The sequence below is a fragment of the Pseudomonas sp. S44 genome (assembly GCF_016624805.1).
Lineage (GTDB): Bacteria > Pseudomonadota > Gammaproteobacteria > Pseudomonadales > Pseudomonadaceae > Aquipseudomonas > Aquipseudomonas machongensis.
Map to the genome: position 1 here is coordinate 49,248 of NZ_JACVTY010000032.1, position 20,305 is coordinate 69,552.

Sequence of the window (20,305 nt, forward strand, 5' to 3'; positions counted from 1 at the left end):
AAGGGTTGGATTTGTGTCCAACTTCTTGGGGGCAGTCCATCCCTGTGGAAGCGGGCTTGCCCGCGAAAAGCCCCCCCCCAAGGCCTGATCAGGTGGCGTCAGCGTGACTCACCAAGCCTTTGACGATAACCCCGACGGTCGCCAGCGCGGCCGGCACCAGGAGCGCGGTCAGCACCTGCTCGAAAGTCCAGCCCAGCCCCAGCAGCGTCGCCCCGCTCCAGGCTCCGAGAATCGCGCCGAAACGGCCAATGCCCAGCATCCACGACACCCCCGTGGCACGCCCCTGGGTCGGATAGAAGCGCGCTGCCAGCGAAGGCATCGCCGACTGTGCTCCGTTCACGCACATCCCCGCGACCAGCACCAGAATAGCCAGCAACGTGATGTTGCCCAGGCTTTGACCCACCGCGTAGGCAAACACCCCGGCCAGCAGGTAGAAGATGCCGATGACCTTGTGCGGATTGAAGCGGTCCATCGCCCAGCCCACCGCCACGGCGCTGAGTACGCCGCCGAACTGGAACAGCGCACCGATGAAGGCTGCCGTTTCAAGGCTGGCGCCACTGTCGCGCATCAGCGTCGGCAGCCAACTGGTCAGCAGGTAGACGATCACCAGGCCCATGAAGTAGGTCAGCCATAGCAGCACGGTGCCCAGGCCATATGTGCCAGAGAAGATGACCGCGAAGACGTTGCGCGCAGCCACGGCCTTCTGCTCCGGTACGCTGAAGCTCGCAGCCTGGGCAACCACGGCCGGAGCGATCGGGGCAAGCGTCTTGCGCACCTTGTCGGTGCCGCGATTGCGCACCACCAGAAAACGCGCCGACTCCGGCAACCACACCAGCAGCACCACCGCCAGCAGCAACGGCAGCACACCGCCCAGCACCAGCAGACTGTGCCAGCCGTAGGCTGGGATCAGCTTGGCAGAGATGAAGCCACCACCGGCCATGCCCAGGTTGAAGCCGCAGAACATGCTGGTCACCAGCAGCGACTTCAAGCGCTCCGGGGTGTATTCGGACAGCAGGGTCGTGGCATTGGGCATGCCAGCACCCAGGCCGAGGCCTGTCAGGAAACGCAGCACCAGCAGTTGATCGACATTGCTGGCGTACGCCGAGGCCAGGCTGAAACCGCCGAACACCAGTACCGCACCGACCAGCACGCCCTTGCGACCGAAGCGGTCTGCCAGCGGCCCGGAACCCAGGGCACCGAAGACCATGCCAATCAGTGCGGCGCTCATTACTGGGCCCAGGCTGGCACGGTCGATCCCCCACTCCTGGGACAGCGCCGGAGCGATGAACCCCATCGCTGCGGTGTCCAGGCCATCGAGGAAGACAATCAGGAAGCACAGGATCACCACCCGCCATTGATAGCGGGACAGCGGCTGGTCGTTGATGAACGACTGTACATCGAGGCAGTTGCCGACAGCAGTTTGCGGTTTGTTCATTGTTGTTATCCAGAAGATGGGCGCGGGTACACCGCTGCGACCAAAAGGCGCAGGGCTAAAGAAACCGGTACGGGCGTTGAAATCAGCTGGGTAACGATGCAACTGCGCAAGGCAGCGAGGGGACAGTGGTCATGGGCTTGTCTCGTGTTGTTATTGTCCGGTCGGCAGCGCCGACCGTTGCGAGAAACATTAATCAGCACCTGCGGCGGGCGCAATTCACGAGGAACGACATTGTGCGTTTATCGCACAAGAATAGTTCTACCGCTTGTCCACCTATTGCGGCGGCGCGCCATCCCAGACGCTCAACCGAACAACTGATGGCAAAGATCGCGGCTGGCCGACAACAGTATGGGCAAGAAGCGCTGTTCCAGTTCGTTGCGCGTCACCCGTCCGACGTGGGTGCTGACATTCAGTGCTGCCAGCACTTGCCCTGAAGCGTCATAGATCGGCACGGCGATCGAGCGCAACCCCTGCTCCAGCTCCTGGTCGACCACACACCAGCCCTGGGCGCGCACCTGCTGGATGCAGGCGAACAGCGACTCGGGCTCATGCAAGGTGCGGCTGGTTCGAGCCTTGAGATCGGCGCGCTCGAAGTACTCGCGCAGGCTGGTGTCGTCCAGTGCCGCCAGGAGGATTCGGCCCATGGAGGTGCAATAGGCCGGTAGGCGGCCACCCACCGACAGGTCGACCGAAATCAGACGCTCCACCGTCGCCGAGCGGGCGATGTAGAGAATGTCGTCGCCTTCGAGGGTCGCCATGTTCGCCGCTTCGTGCAGTTGCTCGCTGATACGGTCCAGGTAGGGCTGGGCCGAGACGGCCAGCGGCGTCGAGGAAAGGTAGGCATGTCCCAGCGTCAGCACCTTGGGCAGCAACGAATAGGTACGTCCGTCGGACGTGGCGTAACCGAGTTTGATCAAGGTGTGCAGACAACGACGCACTGCGGCGCGGGGGATTTCCGTGCGGTGACTGATCTGGGCAATGGTCAGATGGCGCTTGCGCTCCTGGAAGGCCTGGATCACCGCCAGCCCCCGGGCCAGAGACGTCATGAAGTCGGGGTCGCCGGTGAACGCCTGAATGCGCTTGGCCGGCGATGCGACGATCGGCGGTGCCAGGGAAGGCGAGACGGCACGCTGCGGATCGCTGGGCGTGGAAGCGTTGGTTTCATCGTTCATCGGCAGACCTCAAAAAAAACGGCGCTTCGTGCGATTATCGAACAAGCGGCCGATAATCGCAATTGACCGCCGACACGTTTGCTTATACCTTTCTCATGCCCTTGTGGCTTCTTTGGAGAGACTGGTCAGGTACCCACCGTAGAAGACTAAAGGCAGCGGCCTCGCTTACCAGCGAGGCCGTTTTCATTTCTGCACTGTTTATCCGAACTTTACTCGGTACGTCGCCTCCAACTTCCCAAGTACAACGGGTCAACTTCCCACTGCACAATCAGGCTTGAGTAAAGGCCGTGGCCATTGGTGATTCGACGGTTATAATTCGGCGCCCGGGTCTGTATGCACGCAGGGAATGGATCCACGCGCACCGCGTGTTACACGCCCGTACCGAGAACCTCTTCAATTTATCAGGTCGATACTGTGACGAAAGATGAACTGCGCGCCGAACTCGAGCGCCAGGCAGAACGTTACAAGGATGTTTATGGTGGTGAAGTCACCACTTATGCTGCCCAACCGGAACCGGAACGCAAACCCTGGCGCAAACGTGCCAGCCTCCTTGACCAAGCCTTCTCCGAGGAACTGGAGAAGATGGAAAAGGAACGGCGCCCCGAAGAGCCTTGAGCTCAGGGCGTGATCGCAATGCGCCATGGCGCTGAACGCCATGGCGCCGTGCGCTTTTTCTGCAATCGACGATGATGAAATGGAATTACACAAATTTCATACAATCGTTTGAATCCCGTGAAACCCTTCGATTGATCGCGTATTCGCTGCATTTCAACGAAATTAACGGTTTTTTATTCGTCGATTTCGCTTTGCTTCCTACCGCCGAACCGGCATGGCCGCATTAGAAAAGCTGCCATCTGTCTGTCACGGGTGCATCGATTGCCATGGTTTTCTGGCATAATCCGGCCCCCCTACGACCGCCAGAAAACCTTCATGATCGATTTATTCAGCGGACTGGATGCCTGGGTAGCCGTGAGCCTGGTGCTCGCCCTCACCTTCGTGCTCGCATTCGAGTTCATCAATGGCTTTCATGACACCGCCAACGCGGTAGCCACCGTCATCTATACCAAAGCCATGCCGCCGCACCTGGCCGTGTTCTTCTCGGGTGTGTTCAACTTCCTCGGGGTTCTGCTCGGCGGTGTCGGGGTGGCCTATGCCATCGTGCACCTGCTGCCGGTCGAGCTGCTGATCAACGTGAACACCGGGCATGGCCTGGCCATGGTCTTCTCCCTGCTCGCCGCCGCCATCACCTGGAACCTGGGAACCTGGTATTTCGGTATCCCGGCGTCCAGCTCGCACACCCTGATCGGCTCGATTCTCGGGGTTGGCCTGGCCAACGCACTGCTCAGCGACATCCCGCTGGGTGACGGCGTGAACTGGCAGAAAGCGATCGACATCGCCATGTCGCTGGTGGTCTCGCCCATGGCCGGCTTCGCCGTTGCCGCACTGGTGCTGATTGGCCTGAAATGGTGGCGCCCGCTGTCGAAGATGCACAAGACCCCCGACCAGCGCCGCAAGCTCGACGACAAGAAGCACCCCCCCTTCTGGAACCGCCTGGTGCTGGTGATCTCGGCCATGGGCGTGAGCTTCGTGCACGGCTCCAACGACGGCCAGAAAGGCATTGGCCTGATCATGCTGGTGCTGATCGGTATCGTCCCGGCCAAGTTCGTTCTCGACCTGAACAGCACCACCTACCAGATCGAGCGCACCCGCGACGCCACCCTGCACATGAGCCAGTTCTACCAGCGCAATGCCGCCACGCTTGGCGAGTTCCTGGCGTTGGGCAAGGCCAAGTCGAACGACCTGCCGGAGCAGTTCAGTTGCAACCCGCAACAGACCGAGCCAACCATTGCCGCGCTGCAGACCTCGCTCCAGGGCGTGACCGACTACCGTGACCTGAACGCCGAACAGCGTGTGGAAGTCCGTCGTTACCTGCTGTGCCTGGACGACACTGCGAAAAAGGTCGGAAAACTGCCAGGGCTGGATAGCCGCGAGAAGGCCGACCTGGAAAAACTGCGCAAGGACCTCACCGCAACCACCGAATACGCCCCGTTCTGGGTGATCGTCGCCGTCGCACTGGCCTTGGGCCTGGGCACCATGGTCGGCTGGAAGCGTGTGGTACTGACCGTTGGCGAGAAGATCGGCAAGCAGGGCATGACCTACGCCCAGGGCATGTCGGCACAGATCACCGCAGCTTGCGCCATCGGTATGGCCAACGTGTTCAGCCTGCCGGTCTCGACCACCCACGTACTGTCGTCGGGTGTTGCCGGGACCATGGTCGCCAACAAGAGCGGCCTGCAAGGCGGCACGGTGAAGACCATCCTGCTGGCCTGGGTACTGACCCTGCCAGCCTCGATGGGCCTGGCGGCTGGCCTGTTCTGGCTCGCCTCCAAAGCGATCGGCTGACACCTGCAGCATTGAAGAAGGCGCCCGCGACGGCGCCTTTTTCATGCCTTGGGGAAACTCAGCGCTTCTTGCCTCCCAGCAAAGATCCCATCAAGCCTCGCACCAGTTGCCTGCCCAACTGGTTGGCGGCCTGGCGCACCGCCGACTTGATCGCCTGCCCTGCCGCACTCTGCAAGAATTCACCCGCCTTGTCCGCCAGACTGTCTGCGTCAGCCTTGGGCTGAGGCGCCGGCTCCACCGGCTCGCCCTTGCGCTGGGTCAGCAATTCATAGGCCGACTCACGGTCGATCGGTTTGTCATAACGTCCTGCCAGAGGCGACTGCGCGATCAGTGCACTGCGCTCCGCCGTGGTGAGCGGGCCAATCCGCGATTGCGGCGGCGCCACCAGCACGCGCTGGACGACCTCTGGTGTCCCCTTGTCCTGCAAGGTGCCCACCAACGCCTCGCCGATCCCCAGTTCGGTGAGCACCGTCAGGGTATCGAAGGCAGGATTGGGACGAAAACCGTCGGCCACGGCCCTGAGCGACTTCTGCTCCTTGGCAGTGAAGGCCCGCAGTCCATGCTGGATGCGCAAGCCCAACTGCGCCAGCACGGCATCGGGCAGGTCGCCCGGGGACTGGGTAACGAAGTACACCCCCACACCCTTCGAACGGATAAGCCTCACCACCTGCTCCAGGCGATCCTGCAGGGCCTTGGGTGTCCCGTTGAACAGCAGGTGCGCTTCGTCGAAGAACAGCGCAAGCACCGGCTTGTCGGCGTCGCCGCGCTCCGGCAGTTGCTCGAACAGCTCGGCCAGCAGCCACAGGAGGAAGGTCGCATAGACCTTTGGCGCCTCGTGCACCAGGCGGCTGGCGTCAAGCAGGTGGATGCGCCCGCGGCCATCGCTATCGACCCGCAGCAGATCCTCCAGTTGCAGCGCCGGCTCACCGAACAACGCCTCGGCCCCCTGCTGTTCCAGCGTGGCCAGGCGCCGCTGCAAGGCTTGGGTCGAAGCGGTGGTCATCAGCGCGCCGTCCTCGCCCAGCAGCTGCGGGTTGTCCTTCAGATGCCCGAGCAGCGCCTTGAGGTCTTTCAGGTCCAGCAGCAACAGCCCCTCGCGGTCGGCAACCTTGAACGCCGCATAGAGTGCCGCCTGCTGGCTGTCGGTCAGTTCAAGCAGGTTGCCCAGCAGCAACGGGCCCATTTCGCTGAGGGTAGTGCGCAACGGATGACCACTCTGCCCGGCGATGTCCCACAGGCTCACCGGGTAGGCCTTGGGCTGGTGGGCGAGCCACGGCATCCCGGCAATGCGTTCGGCCACCTTGCCCTGGGGCGAACCCGCCGCCCCCAGGCCACACAGGTCTCCTTTCACGTCTGCCGCGAACACCGCCACACCCGCGTCGCTGAACACCTCGGCCAGACGCTGCAGGGTCACGGTCTTGCCGGTGCCGGTCGCTCCGGCGACCAGTCCATGGCGGTTGGCCAAGCGCATGGCCTGGCTGACCGGCATGCCGTCTAGACCGGCACCTACAACGATTTGCGAAGAATCCGACATCTTATTTCATCCTCTTCTCAAGCTTTGCCTAAAAGCGGCCGATATGCAGAGGCGATATTGACCCGAAATACAGGACACAACCCACCAAGGCTCACCGGATTGTTGCACTGTTTTCTGCTGTGCTTCGTGCGAGCGACCCGATAAAACCTTAGCGGACCCGACGACGTCATGAACAAAAGCCTTCGTTTCAGCCACAAGATTCTCTTGGCGGCCTCTCTGATCGTGATACTGGCCTTTGCGCTGTTCACGTTGTACAACGACTATCTCCAGCGTAATGCCATTCGCGCCAATCTGGAGAGTTACCTGGCAGAAATGGGCCAGTCCACGTCCACCACGATCCGTAACCTGTTCGAAGGGCGGATCCGGCTGGTGGAAAACCTTGCGCAGAATATCGCCCAGCATCCGGCCGATGCCGAAACCCTGATGGGGCAACAGGCGCTGATCTCCAGTTTCCTCACGGTCTACCTGGGCAAGGTCGACGGCAGCTTCAGCGTGCGCCCCGACAGCAAGATGCCCGACGGCTACGACCCGCGCGTACGCCCCTGGTACAAGGATGGCATGGCCGCCAGCAGCCCTCTCCTCACCGAACCCTACATCGACATGACCACCAACAAGATGGTCATGGGCATCCTCGACAAGGTTTCCAGCGATGTCGGCGTGGTCGGCGGCGACCTGGCGCTGGACGGCCTGGTACAGATCATCAACTCGTTGAACTTCGGCGGCATGGGCTACGCGTTCCTGGTCAACGACCAGGGCAAGATCCTGGTGCACCCGGACAATGCCCTGGTGATGAAATCGCTGTCGGAGGCCTTCCCACAGAACACCCCGAAATTGTCCCGCGAGTTGACCGAGGTGCAGGTCGACGGCCAGGCGCGACTGCTCACCTTCACCCCCATCCAGGGCCTGCCTTCGGCCAACTGGTACATCGGCCTGTCGGTGGACAAGGACAAAGCCTTCAGCATGCTCAGCACCTTCCGTAACTCGGCGGTGATAGCCACGCTGGTGGCGGTGGTCATCATCATCGCCCTGCTCGGCCTGCTGATCCGCGTGCTGATGCAACCGCTGCACACCATGACCCGTGCCATGGAGGACATCGCCGAAGGTGAAGGCGACCTGACCAAGCGCCTGAACATCCATAACCATGACGAGTTCGGTGTGCTCGGCAGCGCATTCAACCGCTTCGTCGAACGGGTGCACAGCTCGATTCGCGAAGTCTCCTCGGCCACCGAGCAGGTCAACGAAGTGGCGCTGCGGGTGGTCAGCGCCTCCAACTCCTCGATGCTCAACTCGGACGAGCAGGCCAACCGCACCAACAGCGTCGCCGCCGCCATCAACGAGCTGGGCGCCGCGGCCCAGGAAATCGCCGGCAATGCCGCACAAGCCTCGCAGCATGCCAGCTCTGCCCGATTGCTCGCCGAAGAAGGGCAGCAGGTGGTCGAGCACAATATCCAGGCGATGAACCGCCTGTCGGCGCTGATCGTCAGTTCCAGTGCGCATATCGAGGCCCTCAACGACAAGACCGTCAACATCGGCCAGATCCTCGAGGTCATCACCAGCATCTCCCAACAGACCAACCTGCTGGCGCTGAACGCGGCCATCGAGGCCGCCCGCGCCGGTGAGGCCGGCCGCGGCTTCGCGGTGGTGGCCGACGAGGTGCGCAACCTCGCCCACCGTACCCAGGAATCGGCGCAGCAGGTCCAGGGGATGATCGAGGAGTTGCAGGTCGGCGCCCGCACCTCGGTCGAGACCATGGACCAGAGTCAACGCCACAGCCAGGACGGCGTGCAGATCGCCAACCAGGCCGGCGAGCGCTTGGGCAGTGTGACCCAGCGCATTGGCGAGATCGACGGCATGAACCAGTCGGTGGCCACCGCCACCGAGGAACAGACCTCGGTGGTGGAGTCGATCAACATGGACATCAACGAGATCAACACGCTCAACCAGGAGGGCGTGGAAAACCTGCAGGCCACCCTGCGCGCCTGCTCCGATCTGGAACAGCAGGCCGCACGCCTCAAGCAACTGGTGGGCAGTTTCCGCATCTGACGCCTGAGCGCTGTGCAGCACCTGTGGGAGCGGCGGGGTATCCCGACTCGCCCGCTCCCGCAGCGGGCAAGCCAGGACGCCCCGCCGCCCAATCCCGATCGAACAAACTATCCTTCATAAAGGTCAATCTTTAGGCGCGTCACCGTCGGTCTGTTACCGCCGGATGACAGACCCGAAGACGATCCCGGAGGGATGCTGATCGTGCACATCGCTGACATCACCATGTTCTACGCCCCGGCCAGCGGCGGTGTACGGACCTATCTTGATGCCAAACACCATCGCCTCGACGCCATGCCCGGCGTACGCCACAGTCTGCTGATCCCCGGCCCCAGCGCCCGTGATGCCAATGGCATCTACCAGGTGCCCGCGCCGCCCCTGCCGTTCGGCAAGGGCTACCGTTTTCCGGTACGCCTGACGCCCTGGTGCAACGAGCTACGCCGCCTCAAGCCTGACCTGATCGAGGTCGGCGATCCCTACCTCACCGCCTGGGCCGCCCTTGAAGCGCGACGCAAGCTGGACGTGCCGGTGATCGGCTTCTATCACTCCGACCTGCCATTGCTGGTCAGCAACCGCATGGGCAACTGGTTCACCCCCAATGTCGAAGCCTATGTCAGCAAGCTCTACGGCAATTTCGACCGGGTGCTGGCGCCGAGCCAGGTGATGGCCGACAAACTGCGCCGTCTTGGCGTGCGGGATGTGCATGTACAGCCCCTGGGGGTCGACCTGAATACCTTCCACCCCGACAGGCGCGATCCGCACCTGCGGGCCCAGCTCGGCCTTCCCGACACCACTCGTCTGCTCGTCTTCGCCGGTCGCGGCTCGCGGGAGAAGAACTTGCCAGTGCTGCTCGAGTGCATGGGCCACCTGGGTCGCCATTACCACCTGTTGCTGGTCGGCTCGAACATGCCGGCCAACGTGCCGGACAACGTCAGCGTGATCGACCACTTCTGCCCCGCCGATGAAGTGGCCCGCCTGCTCGCCAGTGCCGACCTGTTGCTGCACGCCGGCGACCAGGAAACCTTTGGCCTGGTGATACTCGAGGCCATGGCCAGCGCCACACCGGTGGTCGCCGTGCGCGCCGGGGCTTTCGGCGAGATCGTCAACGACCAGTGCGGGCGCCTGTGCCAGGCCAACGACAGCCAGGCAATGGCCGGGGCAGTGCGCGAAATCTTCGAAGCCGGCGTGCGCCCCCTCGGCGCCCAGGCCCGTCGCCATGTGGAGCAGCATTACTCATGGGACAGCGTGGTCGATGGCCTGCTGCTGCACTACCAGGCCGTGCTTGGCCTGTCGCCACAGGTACGCGCCCATGCGTGAAGCGCCCGCCGATTCGCGTAGCCTGATGCTGGTGCTGCACGATGTCGCGCCCGAAACCTGGCCCGACTACCGCCCCTTCGTCGAAGCCGTCGATGCAATGGGCGACGTGCCCATGACCTGGCTGGTGGTCCCGGACTTCCACCACCGCAACGCATTGGCCCGTTCCCCCGACTTCTGCCGCCTGCTCGATCGGCGCCTGGCGCGCGGCGACGAATTGGCGCTGCACGGTTTCTACCACGCCGACGATGGCCCTGCCCCACGCGGGCCTGCCGAGTACTTCATGCGCCGGATCTACACCCATGAGGGCGAGTTCTATGCGCTGGAGCAGCGCGAAGCCCTGCAACGTCTGGAGGCGGGCCTGGCCCTGTTCGCCAGCCAGGGCTGGCCGGTCGCAGGCTTCGTCGCGCCCGCCTGGCTGATGAGCGAAGGCACCCGCCAAGCCCTGCGCCGCCTGCCGCTGCGCTACACCAGCACACCGCAGCACCTTTATCGGCTGCCGGACTTCACCGCGATCGAAGCTCCCGGACTGGTCTGGAGCGCCCGCAGTGCATGGCGCCGCGGTATGTCACGGGTGCTCTGTGACTGGCAGGCTCGACGTTGGCGCCAGGCCGAAACCCTGCGCCTGGGCCTGCATCCGGTGGATATGCGCCATGCCAGCGCACGCAACTATTGGTTGCGCACCCTGCGTGAATTGATCGAGCAAGGGCGTGAGCCTCTGACCAAATCCGCCTGGCTGGAGCGCAGGACCTGCCCATGAACCGCCTCGCCTGGCTGGGGCTGGCACTGGTGCTCGCCGTGCTGGTGCCGGGTTTGCTCGGCGGCAGCCAACTGTTGCCGCGCCTGCAGACGTTCGACCCTGGGCTGATGGCAACGCTGCTAGGCATGATTCTGCTGTGCTGGATCATCAACGCCGTGCGCCTGCGCTTGCTGCTCGGCCAGCAGGGCGCGCAACTGGGCAGAGTACGCAGCCTGGGTGTGGTGATGGCGACCGAATTCGCCATCTGCACTACGCCCGGCGGTAGCGGAGGCCCTTTGACCCTGATGACACTGCTGGCCCGCGAACGCATTGGCCCCGCCCGCAGCGGCGCAGTGTTCGCCATGGATCAGTTGAACGACCTGCTGTTCTTCTTCTGCGCCATGCTGGCCATCGCCGGCTACGCCCTGTTCCACAGCCTGGGCCGCAGCCAGGAAAGCATGTTGCTGGGCAGTGCCGCCTTGCTGTGTGGCGTGCTGGCGGCAATCGTCGTGCTGCTGCGCTGCCGTCGTGGCGTGATGCGCTGGAACGGCCGTCTGTTGCAACGCCTGGGTTTGTCGACAAGCCGTCGTCGGCGCTGGGCACGTAGGCTGCTGCGCTTCATCCGGGCACTGGCCGAAACCTGGCGCCTGCCCAAGCGCACGCTGGCGCTGGTATTCGCCCTCACCTGCGCGCACTGGAGCTTGCGCTACAGCGTGCTGTATCTGGTATTGAGGGGGCTGGGGGTGGAGCTGTCGTGGATACCGAGCTTCCTGGTGCAGATGCTCTCGCTCAGTGCCGGCCAGTTCAGCCTGCTGCCAGGCGGCGCAGGGGCCGCCGAGCTGACGTCGGCGACCCTGCTGTCGCCACTGGTGGGCAGCTCGACAGCGGCGGCGGCGATCCTGATCTGGCGCGCCGTCACTTACTACTTCTATCTGCTTGCCGGGGGGCCGGTGTTCGTCTGCCTGCTGGCGCGCCCGTTGCTGGAGCGCTGGCGGCGTCAGGCGGGTTGAGTTGCTCCCAGAGCTCGGCGGCACCTTCGAACTCGGTACCGTCTTCGTCGCTCAACGCCTCGGGATCGTAGCGCGCCAGGCAGCCTTCACCGAGTGTCGGCGGAGGCTGGGCGCCAGCCTTGTCACGCGGATCGGCCATCTGGGCGGGCTCCGGTCAGTCGAAGACCACGGTCTTGTTGCCGTGAACCAGCACGCGGTCTTCCAAGTGGTAGCGCAAACCGCGCGCCAGCACCATTTTCTCCACATCACGACCGAAGCGAACCATATCCTCGATGCTGTCGGCATGATTCACACGCACCACGTCCTGCTCGATGATGGGACCTGCGTCCAGCTCTTCGGTGACATAGTGGCAAGTGGCACCGATCAGCTTCACACCGCGCAGTGCAGCCTGGTGGTAGGGCTTGGCGCCGACGAACGATGGCAGGAAGCTGTGGTGGATGTTGATCACACGCCCCGCGTAGTCCTGGCACAACTGTGGCGGCAAGATCTGCATGTAGCGCGCCAGTACCACCACATCAGCACCATGCTCGGCAACCAGGCGCGAAACTTCGGTGAAGGCCGGGGCCTTGTCCTTGGGATCGACCGGCACGTGGAAAAACGGAATACCGTGCCACTCGACCATGCTGCGCAGGTCGTTGTGGTTGGAGATCACGCACGGGATATCGCAGTCCAGTTCATCGGTGTGCCAGCGGTGCAGCAGGTCGGCCAGGCAGTGCGACTCGCGACTGGCCATCAGCACCACGCGCTTCTTCTGCGCCGAGTCGGTGATATTCCAGCTCATCGAGAACTCTTCGGCGATCGGCGCAAAGGCCTCGCGGAAGGCCTCGATACCGAATGGCAGCGATTCGGCGCGGATTTCATGGCGCATGAAGAACCACCCGCTCTGCTCGTCGGAATGGTGGCTGGCTTCGTTGATCCAGCCGTTGTACAAGGCCAGGAAGTTACTGACTTTTGCCACGATGCCGACACGGTCGGGGCAGGCAATCGTCAGACGATAGGTGCGCATGGATCAGACTCCGGAAAACTTCGCAAAGGCGCACATTCTAGCCATCTGCCGTGAAAAAGGCAGTAACCATTGGCCTGTGTGGCGGCTCAATGCCGCCCTGGACCCTCCGCGGGCTGGCGGATGAGGTGAGAAGATAGGCATAAGGCAATATGTAAATTTTTCTTTACCGACGCATTCTTATTGTTGCGTCACAATGATTCGACATTTCACACCCTTATTAATTGTTTACTTGCGAGTATCGCCTGTCTATTATTGGCCCACTGTCTCTCTGTACATTCACCAAGGAACACTCCATGTCCCTGATCAACGAATACCGCGCCACCGAAGAAGCTATCAAGGAACTTCAAGCTCGCCTCGCCAACCTGTCGCAAGATGACAAGCTGAAGAAAGAGCTGGAATTCGAAGGCAAACTGCGCGCACTGATGGGCGAATACTCCAAGTCGCTGCGTGACGTGATTGCCCTGCTCGACCCGGAATCCAAACTGAGCAAGGCCCCGCGTGGCGCTGCCAAGACCACCAGCACCAAACGTGCTCGCAAGGTCAAGCAATACAAAAACCCGCACAACGGTGAAGTGATTGAAACCAAAGGCGGCAACCACAAGACCCTGAAAGAATGGAAAGCCAAGTGGGGTGGTGACGTGGTTGAAAGCTGGGCAACCCTGCTGGACTGATCCAGACAATTGCGTATGGCTTCAACAAAACGCCGGCTGATCGCCGGCGTTTTTATTTATTCTGCCAACCCATAGTGCATTCGCAGTTTCCCGGCATGCGCCAGCCAGGCCTCCAGCACCTGCCGCCCGGCGTCGTCCGCATTGGCCAGACTCGCCTGCGCCGCCTGCTCGAAATCGCCCAGGGTGTTGGGCGCTCCCAGCTGCGGATCGCTCAGGCGCTGCTGGCAGAAGCGATGCCAGCGTTGTTGCTCCTGTTCGTTCAGCGTGTCGATAAAGTTGCGCGCTCGATAACGAAACAATAGCTCGGGCATGCGCGCATCATCGAACATCCAGTGCCCCTGCCCCAACTGTCGCGGCTCGCTCAAACGAACTTGCTCGCACAGGCGCCGATCACGATCCCCGAGAAATCCCTCGTACAACTGTTGCTCAGGATCTTCGCTGGGTGCGAATTCATCAGCGCTGTAAACGTTCTCCAGCTTGTCCCGCCACGCGTCATGCTGCTGCATCAATTGTTCGGCGCGAGACTGAACAAGCGACATATCAAGACCCAGTCGCTGTTGATCGACCGGGCGCAATACGTTCAATGGCGCCACCACCGGGCACTTGTTGATGTGCACCAACTTCAGCGGAACCGGCAATTCGCCGTCAGCCAACTCCTCGCGCCGCGTGTACAAACGCGAACGCAATACCTCGGCACTTTCCCTTATTAAAGGCAAGGTTTCCATGTGCAGGTCGCACACAATCAGTGCATTGCGATTACGCGGGTGCCAGGCCAAGGGTAATACCACCCCCAGGTAACTACGTTCGCTGGAGAAGCGCCCGGAGATATGCACCAGCGGTTGGAGCAGGCGAATCTGCTCCATGACTTTGTGCTTGCTGCGCAACTGGAACAACCATTCATAAAGTTTGGGCTGGCGTTGGCGAATCAGACGAGCCAGCGCGATGGTGGCCCGGACATCGGACAAGGCCTCGTGGGCGTGGCCGTGGTCGATGCCGTTGGCCTTGCTCAGCAACTCCAGGCGCAGGCTGGTGCGTCCGTCCTGCTGCGGCCAGACGATACCCTCCGGGCGCAGGGCATAGGCGGTACGCACTACATCGATCAAGTCCCAGCGGCTGTTGCCACCCTGCCACTCACGGGCGTAGGGGTCGAAGAAGTTGCGGTAGAGGCTGTAGCGAGTGACTTCATCATCGAAGCGCAAGGTGTTGTAGCCTGCGCCACAGGTGCCGGGGCGCGACAACTGTTCATGCACCCTGGTCATGAACTCCGCTTCCCCCAGGCCTTTGGCGATCAATTGTTCAGGGGTGATACCGGTTACCAGGCAGGCAGCGGGGTGCGGCAGGATGTCGTCGGAGGGGCGGCAATACAGGTTGACCGGTTCGTCGATCTCGTTGAGTTCGAAATCGGTGCGTACGCCTGCAACCTGCAACGGCCGATCGCAGCGCGGATTGATACCGGTAGTTTCGTAGTCGTGCCAGAAGATGCTGGAGCTCACGGTGTCGTCCTGTACAAAGTTCGCGGACGAGTCTACCGGAGGAACGCCTTCAGGCCGACTCGTTCATCGGCCTGAAACTGAAGAAGTCGCGCAGCGAGCGCACGAACTCCTCGTACTCGCGCGGCGCCTGTAACAGCATGAAACCGGCATCGTAATGCCCCGGGGTCTGGTCCTCGCGGCTCCACAGGCAACTGGCGGTGAGATTGATGAACTGATGGCCACCGCCTGCCAGCGGCACACGCAATTGCAGCTCGAAATCCGGGCCGACCATGATCGGGAGCTGGCTGATCACCATGACCCCATCCTCGGAGGCATTCCCCAGGTAGCCAATCTCCTGATCGGTCAACCGGTTGAAGACCTTGAGCACGTAAGGCAGTTGATGACGATCGATCTGACGTTCGATGAACATGATTCTCCGTACCCTATGCCAGGAAGACCAGGTACTGGCGGTGAGCGTTACACCTACTTTACAGCCTAGCTTAGCCTGAGCGGCGGCCCGGATGAAATCATTGTCACCTTGGTATTAACGCAAAGGGGTAGTCGGCGCAGGGCGGGTCACCGCAGGCTCACCACGCAGATGGCCTAGCTGCTCCAGGGTCTGCAGGCGCGCTTGGGCACGGTAGGCATACTCGTTCTGCGGGTAGCGCTGAATCAGGAACTGGTAGGTCTGCGCTGCATCGACATAGAGTTTCTGCCGCTCCAGGCACTGGCCACGCAGCATCGCCACTTCCGGATGGATGAACGGGCGGGCACGGCTGGTGCGATCGACCTGCGACAGCTCCAGCATCACGCGCTGGCAATCGCCACGGTCGTAGGCACGGTAGGCGTTGTTCAGGTGATGGTCCATGGACCAACGGGTGCAGCCGACGACACTGGCCGCCATGGTTAACACGATCAGGGCTCGCATGGGAATTCTCCTTTGATGGGCAGTATATCGGCCTGCGCCCCGATTTCTTCAGCGCGCCGATGCACGCTTCATCCCGCAGACGCCCGGCGGCAAGCGTCTACCTGTAACCTGCTGCTTGTAGGGTGCTGCCGACGGTGCAACCGCCCTCTCGCCAACCTGCAAGGTAGTGCAACGGAACAATGACTACAGCTCAATTGAGGAGTAGCCTTTCGCTGCGCTTCACTATAGGAGTCTGTGCATGACCATCCGCCGTACCAAAATCGTCGCCACCCTGGGCCCCGCCAGCAACTCGCCGGAAGTGATCGAACAACTGATCCTCGCCGGCCTGGACGTGGCACGTCTGAACTTTTCCCACGGCACTCCGGACGAGCACAAGGCCCGCGCTCGCCTGATCCGCGACATCGCCGCCAAGAACGGCCGCCACGTCGCACTGCTGGGCGACCTGCAAGGTCCGAAGATTCGTATCGCCAAGTTCAGCAACAAGCGCATCGAACTGAAGATCGGTGACAAGTTCACCTTCTCCACCGCCCACCCGCTCACCGAAGGCAACCAGGATATCGTCGGCATCGACTACCCCGACCTGGTCAAGGACTGCGGTGTAGGTGACGAGCTGCTGCTCGACGACGGTCGCGTGGTCATGCGCGTCGAAACCGCTACTGCCGACGCGCTGCATTGCGTGGTGATCGTCGGTGGCCCACTGTCCGACCACAAGGGCATCAACCGCAAGGGTGGCGGCCTGACTGCACCGGCCCTGACCGAAAAAGACAAGGCCGACATCAAACTGGCCGCGGAAATGGACCTGGACTACCTGGCCGTCTCCTTCCCGCGTGACGCCAAGGACATGGAATACGCACGCAAGCTGCGTGACGAAGCCGGCGGCAGCGCCTGGCTGGTGGCCAAGATCGAGCGTGCCGAAGCCGTTGCCGACGACGAAACCCTCGACGGCCTGATCGCTGCTTCCGACGCGGTGATGGTTGCCCGTGGCGACCTCGGCGTGGAAATCGGCGACGCCGAGCTGATCGGCATCCAGAAGAAGATCATCCAGCACGCGCGCCGCAACAACAAAGCGGTGATCGTAGCGACCCAGATGATGGAGTCGATGATCCAGAACCCGATGCCGACCCGCGCCGAAGTATCCGACGTGGCCAACGCCGTGCTGGACAACACCGATGCGGTGATGCTGTCGGCCGAAAGCGCCGCCGGCTCGTACCCGATCGAAGCGGTGCAGGCCATGGCGCGCATCTGCCTGGGCGCCGAGAAGCACCCGACCAACCAGAAGTCCAGCCACCGCCTGCACACCACCTTCGAGCGCTGCGACGAGAGCATCGCCCTGGCGGCGATGTACACCGCCAACCACTTCCCTGGCGTGAAGGCGATCATCGCCCTGACCGAAAGCGGCTACACCCCGCTGATCATGTCGCGGCTGCGCTCGCATGTGCCGGTCTTCGCCATGTCGCCGCACCGCGCGACCCAGGCCCGCGTTTCGATGTTCCGTGGCGTCTACCCGATCGCCTTCGATCCGGCTTCGCTGCCGGCCGACAAGGTCAGCCAGGCGGCTGTCGACGAGCTGCTCAAGCGTGGGCTGGTCGAACAGGGTGACTGGGTGATCCTGACCAAGGGCGACAGCTACCACACCATCGGTGGCACCAACGGCATGAAGATCCTGCACGTCGGTGATCCGCTGGTTGGTTGATGCCTAAGCCGTGGCAACGGCCTCAGGCGCCCCCAAAAAAGACCGCTCTTCGGAGCGGTCTTTTTTTTGGTAGCCCGCGATAGGCCGCGGCTGCAAGAACGTCAGGCATGCTCGACGAACACGTCAGCCAACACCTGATTTCTCGGCACACCGGCGATGAACAGTCTGCGCGCGAAGCGCTCGACACTTGCGGGCGATCCACAGAGCAAAGCGATGGTCTGGCGAGAGGTCGGACGCAAGCTGGCAAGCGCCTCCTCGAGATGTTCCTGCAGCACGCATTCGGCATCGATGCCATGCATCTGGTGCAGCGCGGGTTGCAGGTAATGCCCGGCAGCGTCGCGTGCCACATGCATCACCTTGATTTCTGCCCGATGGCCTTGACGCAAAGCCTCTCGCACAACGCCCCACAGCGGGGCTAGGCCGGTACCTGCCGCCAGAAACCACAGCGGCCGCTCCTGCCAGTCGGGGTCGTAGTGCAGCGCGCCCCCTCTGAGCTCCCCCAGAACCATCTGGTCGCCAATTTTCAAGCCCCGCGCCTGGTCGCAGAAGGCGCCTGGACGTCGGCAGTCGATATGAAATTCGAGAAATTCATCCTCGCCCGGCAGGCTTGCCAGCGAATAAGGTCGCGCCACCGACCCCAGCCACAGCACCAGATGCTGGCCGGCCCGATAGCGCAAGCCACGCTCGGGTCGCAGCCGCAGACGCAACACATCGCCCAGCCAATCGACCTCAATCACCTTCGCAGGCAGGCCGTCGGTCAAGGGATCGAACACGGCAACCCGCATATCGCCGGCCACCCGGCATTGGCATGCCAATCGCCAGCCCTGCTCACGCTTGTCGTCCGGCAAGGCTTCGGGCCGGGCGTCCTGCGGCTCGCCATCGACGCAACGCACCAGGCAGGCGTGGCAACTGCCGGCCCGGCAACTGTAGGGCACGTTCAGGCCGGCGCCATTGAGGGCATCGAGCAGGTTGCTGCCGGTTGGAACGCTGATGCAGCGCTCGCCCACACGAAGATCGGGCATGTACGAAGGGTCTCCTGAAGTCTGTTGCCATTGTACAGAGCGCCAGCAAGAACGATGCCTGGCAGCGGCCGACCATGGTCCAGACCACTCGCAGGTGTTTCCCACGGGCAGCCGCGCTATACTGCCGCGCCCTTTTTGTGCCGGCCTGACCTGCCGGTGCGCCTTGCAAGGCCTTTCGACGCGCTGGTCGGCTGTGTCGATGCCTTTACGAATGTTCCCGTCTTTAAGAGGAGCGCGCTGCATGACCGTGATCAAGCAAGACGACCTGATTCAGAGCGTTGCCGACGCCCTGCAATTCATCTCGTACTACCACCCCGTCGATTTCATCCAGGCGATGCACGAAGCCTATCTGCGTGAAGAATCGCCCGCTGCCCGCGACTCCATCGCCCAGATCCTGATCAACTCGCGCATGTGCGCCACCGGCCACCGCCCGATCTGCCAGGACACCGGTATCGTCACCGTGTTCGTGCGCGTTGGCATGGACGTGCGCTGGGACGGCGCGACCATGAGCCTGGACGACATGATCAACGAGGGCGTGCGCCGCGCCTACAATCTGCCGGAAAACGTCCTGCGCGCCTCCATCCTGGCCGACCCGGCCGGTGCCCGCAAGAACACGAAGGACAACACCCCTGCGGTGATCCACTACTCCATCGTGCCCGGCGACAAGGTCGAAGTCGACGTCGCAGCCAAGGGCGGCGGTTCGGAGAACAAGTCGAAGATGGCCATGCTCAACCCGTCCGACTCGATCGTCGACTGGGTGCTCAAGACCGTCCCGACCATGGGCGCTGGCTGGTGCCCGCCTGGCATGCTGGGCATCGGCATCGGCGGTACAGCAGAGAAAGCCGCAGTCATGGCCAAGGAAGTACTCATGGAGTCGATCGATATCCATGAACTGAAAGCCCGTGGCCCGCAGAACCGCATCGAAGAGATCCGCCTGGAGCTGTTCGAGAAGGTCAACCAGCTGGGCATCGGCGCCCAGGGCCTGGGCGGCCTGACCACCGTGCTCGACGTCAAGATCATGGACTACCCGACCCACGCCGCTTCGCTGCCGGTGTGCATGATCCCCAACTGCGCCGCCACCCGTCACGCCCACTTCGTGCTCGATGGCTCCGGCCCGGCAGAGCTGGAAGCGCCGTCGCTGGATGCCTACCCGGAAATCGTCTGGGAAGCCGGCCCGAGCGCACGTCGCGTCAACCTCGACGAGATCACCCCCGAAGAAGTCGCCAGCTGGAAACCGGGCGAGACCATCCTGCTCAACGGCAAGATGCTCACCGGCCGTGACGCTGCACACAAGCGCATGGTCGAAATGCTCAACCGTGGCGAAGAGCTGCCGGTGGATCTGAAAGGCCGCTTCATCTACTACGTCGGCCCGGTCGATCCGGTCGGTGACGAAGTGGTCGGCCCTGCAGGCCCAACCACTGCCACGCGCATGGACAAGTTCACCCGGCAGATCCTGGAACAGACTGGCCTGCTGGGCATGATCGGCAAATCCGAGCGCGGCCCGACCGCCATCGAGGCGATCAAGGACAACAAGGCCGTTTACCTGATGGCCGTTGGCGGCGCCGCGTACCTGGTGGCACAGGCGATTCGCAAGTCCAAGGTCCTTGCGTTCGCCGAACTGGGCATGGAAGCGATCTACGAGTTCGACGTCAAGGACATGCCGGTCACCGTCGCGGTGGACAGCAATGGCGAGTCGGTGCACATCACCGGCCCTGCGCTGTGGCAGAACAAGATTGCCCAGAGCCTGGCTGTTGAAGTGAAGTAAGACTGCTTTAATCCCAGGCTGAAACAGCAGCGCCCCCGGGGGGGGGGGGGGGGGCGCCCGCGGGGGGGGGGGGGGGGGGGGGGGGGGGGGGGGGGAACGAC

At 62.7% G+C, this 20,305-nt stretch carries 18 protein-coding genes; 9 read left to right on the forward strand and 9 right to left on the reverse strand.

Annotated elements, in window-relative coordinates; genetic code table 11:
* Positions 1–88: 88 nt before the first annotated feature.
* The gene (locus IAE40_RS21075; RefSeq protein ID WP_063545964.1) at positions 89–1,435 is read right to left on the reverse strand and encodes an MFS transporter; all 1,347 of its coding nucleotides are present in this window, start codon (positions 1,433–1,435) and stop codon (positions 89–91) included.
* Between the two features lie 302 nt (positions 1,436–1,737).
* Positions 1,738–2,607: a pca regulon transcriptional regulator PcaR gene (pcaR, locus tag IAE40_RS21080; protein ID WP_153773157.1), complete on the reverse strand. Its 870-nt coding sequence runs from the start codon at positions 2,605–2,607 to the stop codon at positions 1,738–1,740.
* A 414-nt stretch (positions 2,608–3,021) separates the two neighbouring features.
* Between pcaR and IAE40_RS21085 the strand changes: the two genes are divergently transcribed.
* Both IAE40_RS21085 and IAE40_RS21090 read left to right on the forward strand, forming a co-directional pair.
* Positions 3,022–3,222, forward strand: coding sequence for a hypothetical protein (locus IAE40_RS21085; RefSeq protein WP_081255307.1), 201 nt, complete (start codon positions 3,022–3,024; stop codon positions 3,220–3,222).
* Positions 3,223–3,537: 315 nt separating this feature from the next.
* Complete coding sequence (locus IAE40_RS21090) at positions 3,538–5,010, forward strand: inorganic phosphate transporter (protein WP_054893788.1); 1,473 nt, start codon at positions 3,538–3,540, stop codon at positions 5,008–5,010.
* A 58-nt stretch (positions 5,011–5,068) separates the two neighbouring features.
* On the opposite strand, the gene IAE40_RS21095 is transcribed toward IAE40_RS21090, so the two are convergent.
* On the reverse strand, positions 5,069–6,544 hold the full coding sequence (locus IAE40_RS21095; RefSeq protein WP_200603805.1) for a helicase HerA-like domain-containing protein: 1,476 nt from the start codon (positions 6,542–6,544) through the stop codon (positions 5,069–5,071).
* 168 nt (positions 6,545–6,712) lie between these two features.
* On the opposite strand from IAE40_RS21095, the gene IAE40_RS21100 reads away from it, so the two are divergent.
* The 4 genes from IAE40_RS21100 (at position 6,713) to IAE40_RS21115 (ending at position 11,647) form a co-directional block, all read left to right on the forward strand.
* Positions 6,713–8,587 (forward strand): methyl-accepting chemotaxis protein, encoded by a 1,875-nt coding sequence (locus tag IAE40_RS21100; protein ID WP_197891900.1) that lies wholly within the window; start codon positions 6,713–6,715, stop codon positions 8,585–8,587.
* A gap of 192 nt (positions 8,588–8,779) precedes the next feature.
* Positions 8,780–9,901 carry a glycosyltransferase family 4 protein gene (locus IAE40_RS21105; RefSeq protein WP_125931518.1) on the forward strand — a complete coding sequence of 374 codons (1,122 nt, stop codon included), beginning with the start codon at positions 8,780–8,782 and terminating at the stop codon, positions 9,899–9,901.
* Positions 9,894–10,658 carry a DUF2334 domain-containing protein gene (locus IAE40_RS21110; RefSeq protein WP_200603806.1) on the forward strand — a complete coding sequence of 255 codons (765 nt, stop codon included), beginning with the start codon at positions 9,894–9,896 and terminating at the stop codon, positions 10,656–10,658. The genes IAE40_RS21105 and IAE40_RS21110 overlap by 8 nt, the downstream gene beginning before the upstream one ends.
* On the forward strand, positions 10,655–11,647 hold the full coding sequence (locus IAE40_RS21115; protein ID WP_153773162.1) for a lysylphosphatidylglycerol synthase transmembrane domain-containing protein: 993 nt from the start codon (positions 10,655–10,657) through the stop codon (positions 11,645–11,647). The genes IAE40_RS21110 and IAE40_RS21115 overlap by 4 nt, the downstream gene beginning before the upstream one ends.
* Here IAE40_RS21115 and IAE40_RS25785 read toward each other — a convergent pair.
* Both IAE40_RS25785 and purU read right to left on the reverse strand, forming a co-directional pair.
* Positions 11,553–11,786, reverse strand: a complete 234-nt coding sequence (locus IAE40_RS25785; protein ID WP_234465201.1) for a hypothetical protein — start codon at positions 11,784–11,786, stop codon at positions 11,553–11,555. The two genes, IAE40_RS21115 and IAE40_RS25785, sit on opposite strands and share 95 nt — an antisense overlap.
* A 15-nt stretch (positions 11,787–11,801) precedes the next feature.
* Positions 11,802–12,653, reverse strand: a complete 852-nt coding sequence (gene purU, locus IAE40_RS21120; RefSeq protein WP_200603807.1) for a formyltetrahydrofolate deformylase — start codon at positions 12,651–12,653, stop codon at positions 11,802–11,804.
* Between the two features lie 293 nt (positions 12,654–12,946).
* Between purU and mvaT the strand changes: the two genes are divergently transcribed.
* Positions 12,947–13,324: a histone-like nucleoid-structuring protein MvaT gene (gene mvaT / locus IAE40_RS21125; RefSeq protein ID WP_063545971.1), complete on the forward strand. Its 378-nt coding sequence runs from the start codon at positions 12,947–12,949 to the stop codon at positions 13,322–13,324.
* A gap of 56 nt (positions 13,325–13,380) precedes the next feature.
* Here the strand turns inward: mvaT and sbcB are convergent, their stop codons facing one another.
* From sbcB to IAE40_RS21140, 3 genes are all read right to left on the reverse strand, one after another.
* Positions 13,381–14,817, reverse strand: coding sequence for an exodeoxyribonuclease I (gene sbcB, locus IAE40_RS21130; protein WP_200603808.1), 1,437 nt, complete (start codon positions 14,815–14,817; stop codon positions 13,381–13,383).
* A 49-nt stretch (positions 14,818–14,866) separates the two neighbouring features.
* Complete coding sequence (locus IAE40_RS21135) at positions 14,867–15,226, reverse strand: PilZ domain-containing protein (protein ID WP_054893797.1); 360 nt, start codon at positions 15,224–15,226, stop codon at positions 14,867–14,869.
* Positions 15,227–15,340: 114 nt separating this feature from the next.
* A complete protein-coding gene (locus IAE40_RS21140) occupies positions 15,341–15,724 on the reverse strand; it encodes a hypothetical protein (RefSeq protein WP_054893798.1) in 384 nt (127 codons plus the stop codon).
* 238 nt (positions 15,725–15,962) lie between these two features.
* Here IAE40_RS21140 and pyk point away from each other — a divergent pair, with 238 nt between their 5' ends.
* Entirely contained in the window at positions 15,963–17,417 is a 1,455-nt protein-coding gene (gene pyk, locus IAE40_RS21145; protein WP_054893799.1) for a pyruvate kinase, read from the forward strand.
* A gap of 101 nt (positions 17,418–17,518) precedes the next feature.
* On the opposite strand, the gene IAE40_RS21150 is transcribed toward pyk, so the two are convergent.
* The gene (locus IAE40_RS21150; protein WP_200603809.1) at positions 17,519–18,439 is read right to left on the reverse strand and encodes an iron-sulfur-binding ferredoxin reductase; all 921 of its coding nucleotides are present in this window, start codon (positions 18,437–18,439) and stop codon (positions 17,519–17,521) included.
* A 241-nt stretch (positions 18,440–18,680) separates the two neighbouring features.
* On the opposite strand from IAE40_RS21150, the gene IAE40_RS21155 reads away from it, so the two are divergent.
* On the forward strand, positions 18,681–20,204 hold the full coding sequence (locus IAE40_RS21155; protein ID WP_054893801.1) for a fumarate hydratase: 1,524 nt from the start codon (positions 18,681–18,683) through the stop codon (positions 20,202–20,204).
* Positions 20,205–20,305 lie beyond the last annotated feature (101 nt).

Bases quoted from the DNA above. Each gene is read 5' to 3' on its own strand.
- IAE40_RS21075 (WP_063545964.1), bottom strand. From the start codon at position 1,435: ATGAACAAACCGCAAACTGCTGTCGGCAACTGCCTCGATGTACAGTCG.
- pcaR (WP_153773157.1), bottom strand. From the start codon at position 2,607: ATGAACGATGAAACCAACGCTTCCACGCCCAGCGATCCGCAGCGTGCC.
- IAE40_RS21090 (WP_054893788.1), top strand. From the start codon at position 3,538: ATGATCGATTTATTCAGCGGACTGGATGCCTGGGTAGCCGTGAGCCTG.
- IAE40_RS21095 (WP_200603805.1), bottom strand. From the start codon at position 6,544: ATGTCGGATTCTTCGCAAATCGTTGTAGGTGCCGGTCTAGACGGCATG.
- IAE40_RS21100 (WP_197891900.1), top strand. From the start codon at position 6,713: ATGAACAAAAGCCTTCGTTTCAGCCACAAGATTCTCTTGGCGGCCTCT.
- IAE40_RS21105 (WP_125931518.1), top strand. From the start codon at position 8,780: ATGCTGATCGTGCACATCGCTGACATCACCATGTTCTACGCCCCGGCC.
- IAE40_RS21110 (WP_200603806.1), top strand. From the start codon at position 9,894: ATGCGTGAAGCGCCCGCCGATTCGCGTAGCCTGATGCTGGTGCTGCAC.
- IAE40_RS21115 (WP_153773162.1), top strand. From the start codon at position 10,655: ATGAACCGCCTCGCCTGGCTGGGGCTGGCACTGGTGCTCGCCGTGCTG.
- IAE40_RS25785 (WP_234465201.1), bottom strand. From the start codon at position 11,786: ATGGCCGATCCGCGTGACAAGGCTGGCGCCCAGCCTCCGCCGACACTC.
- purU (WP_200603807.1), bottom strand. From the start codon at position 12,653: ATGCGCACCTATCGTCTGACGATTGCCTGCCCCGACCGTGTCGGCATC.
- mvaT (WP_063545971.1), top strand. From the start codon at position 12,947: ATGTCCCTGATCAACGAATACCGCGCCACCGAAGAAGCTATCAAGGAA.
- IAE40_RS21135 (WP_054893797.1), bottom strand. From the start codon at position 15,226: ATGTTCATCGAACGTCAGATCGATCGTCATCAACTGCCTTACGTGCTC.
- IAE40_RS21140 (WP_054893798.1), bottom strand. From the start codon at position 15,724: ATGCGAGCCCTGATCGTGTTAACCATGGCGGCCAGTGTCGTCGGCTGC.
- pyk (WP_054893799.1), top strand. From the start codon at position 15,963: ATGACCATCCGCCGTACCAAAATCGTCGCCACCCTGGGCCCCGCCAGC.
- IAE40_RS21150 (WP_200603809.1), bottom strand. From the start codon at position 18,439: ATGCCCGATCTTCGTGTGGGCGAGCGCTGCATCAGCGTTCCAACCGGC.
- IAE40_RS21155 (WP_054893801.1), top strand. From the start codon at position 18,681: ATGACCGTGATCAAGCAAGACGACCTGATTCAGAGCGTTGCCGACGCC.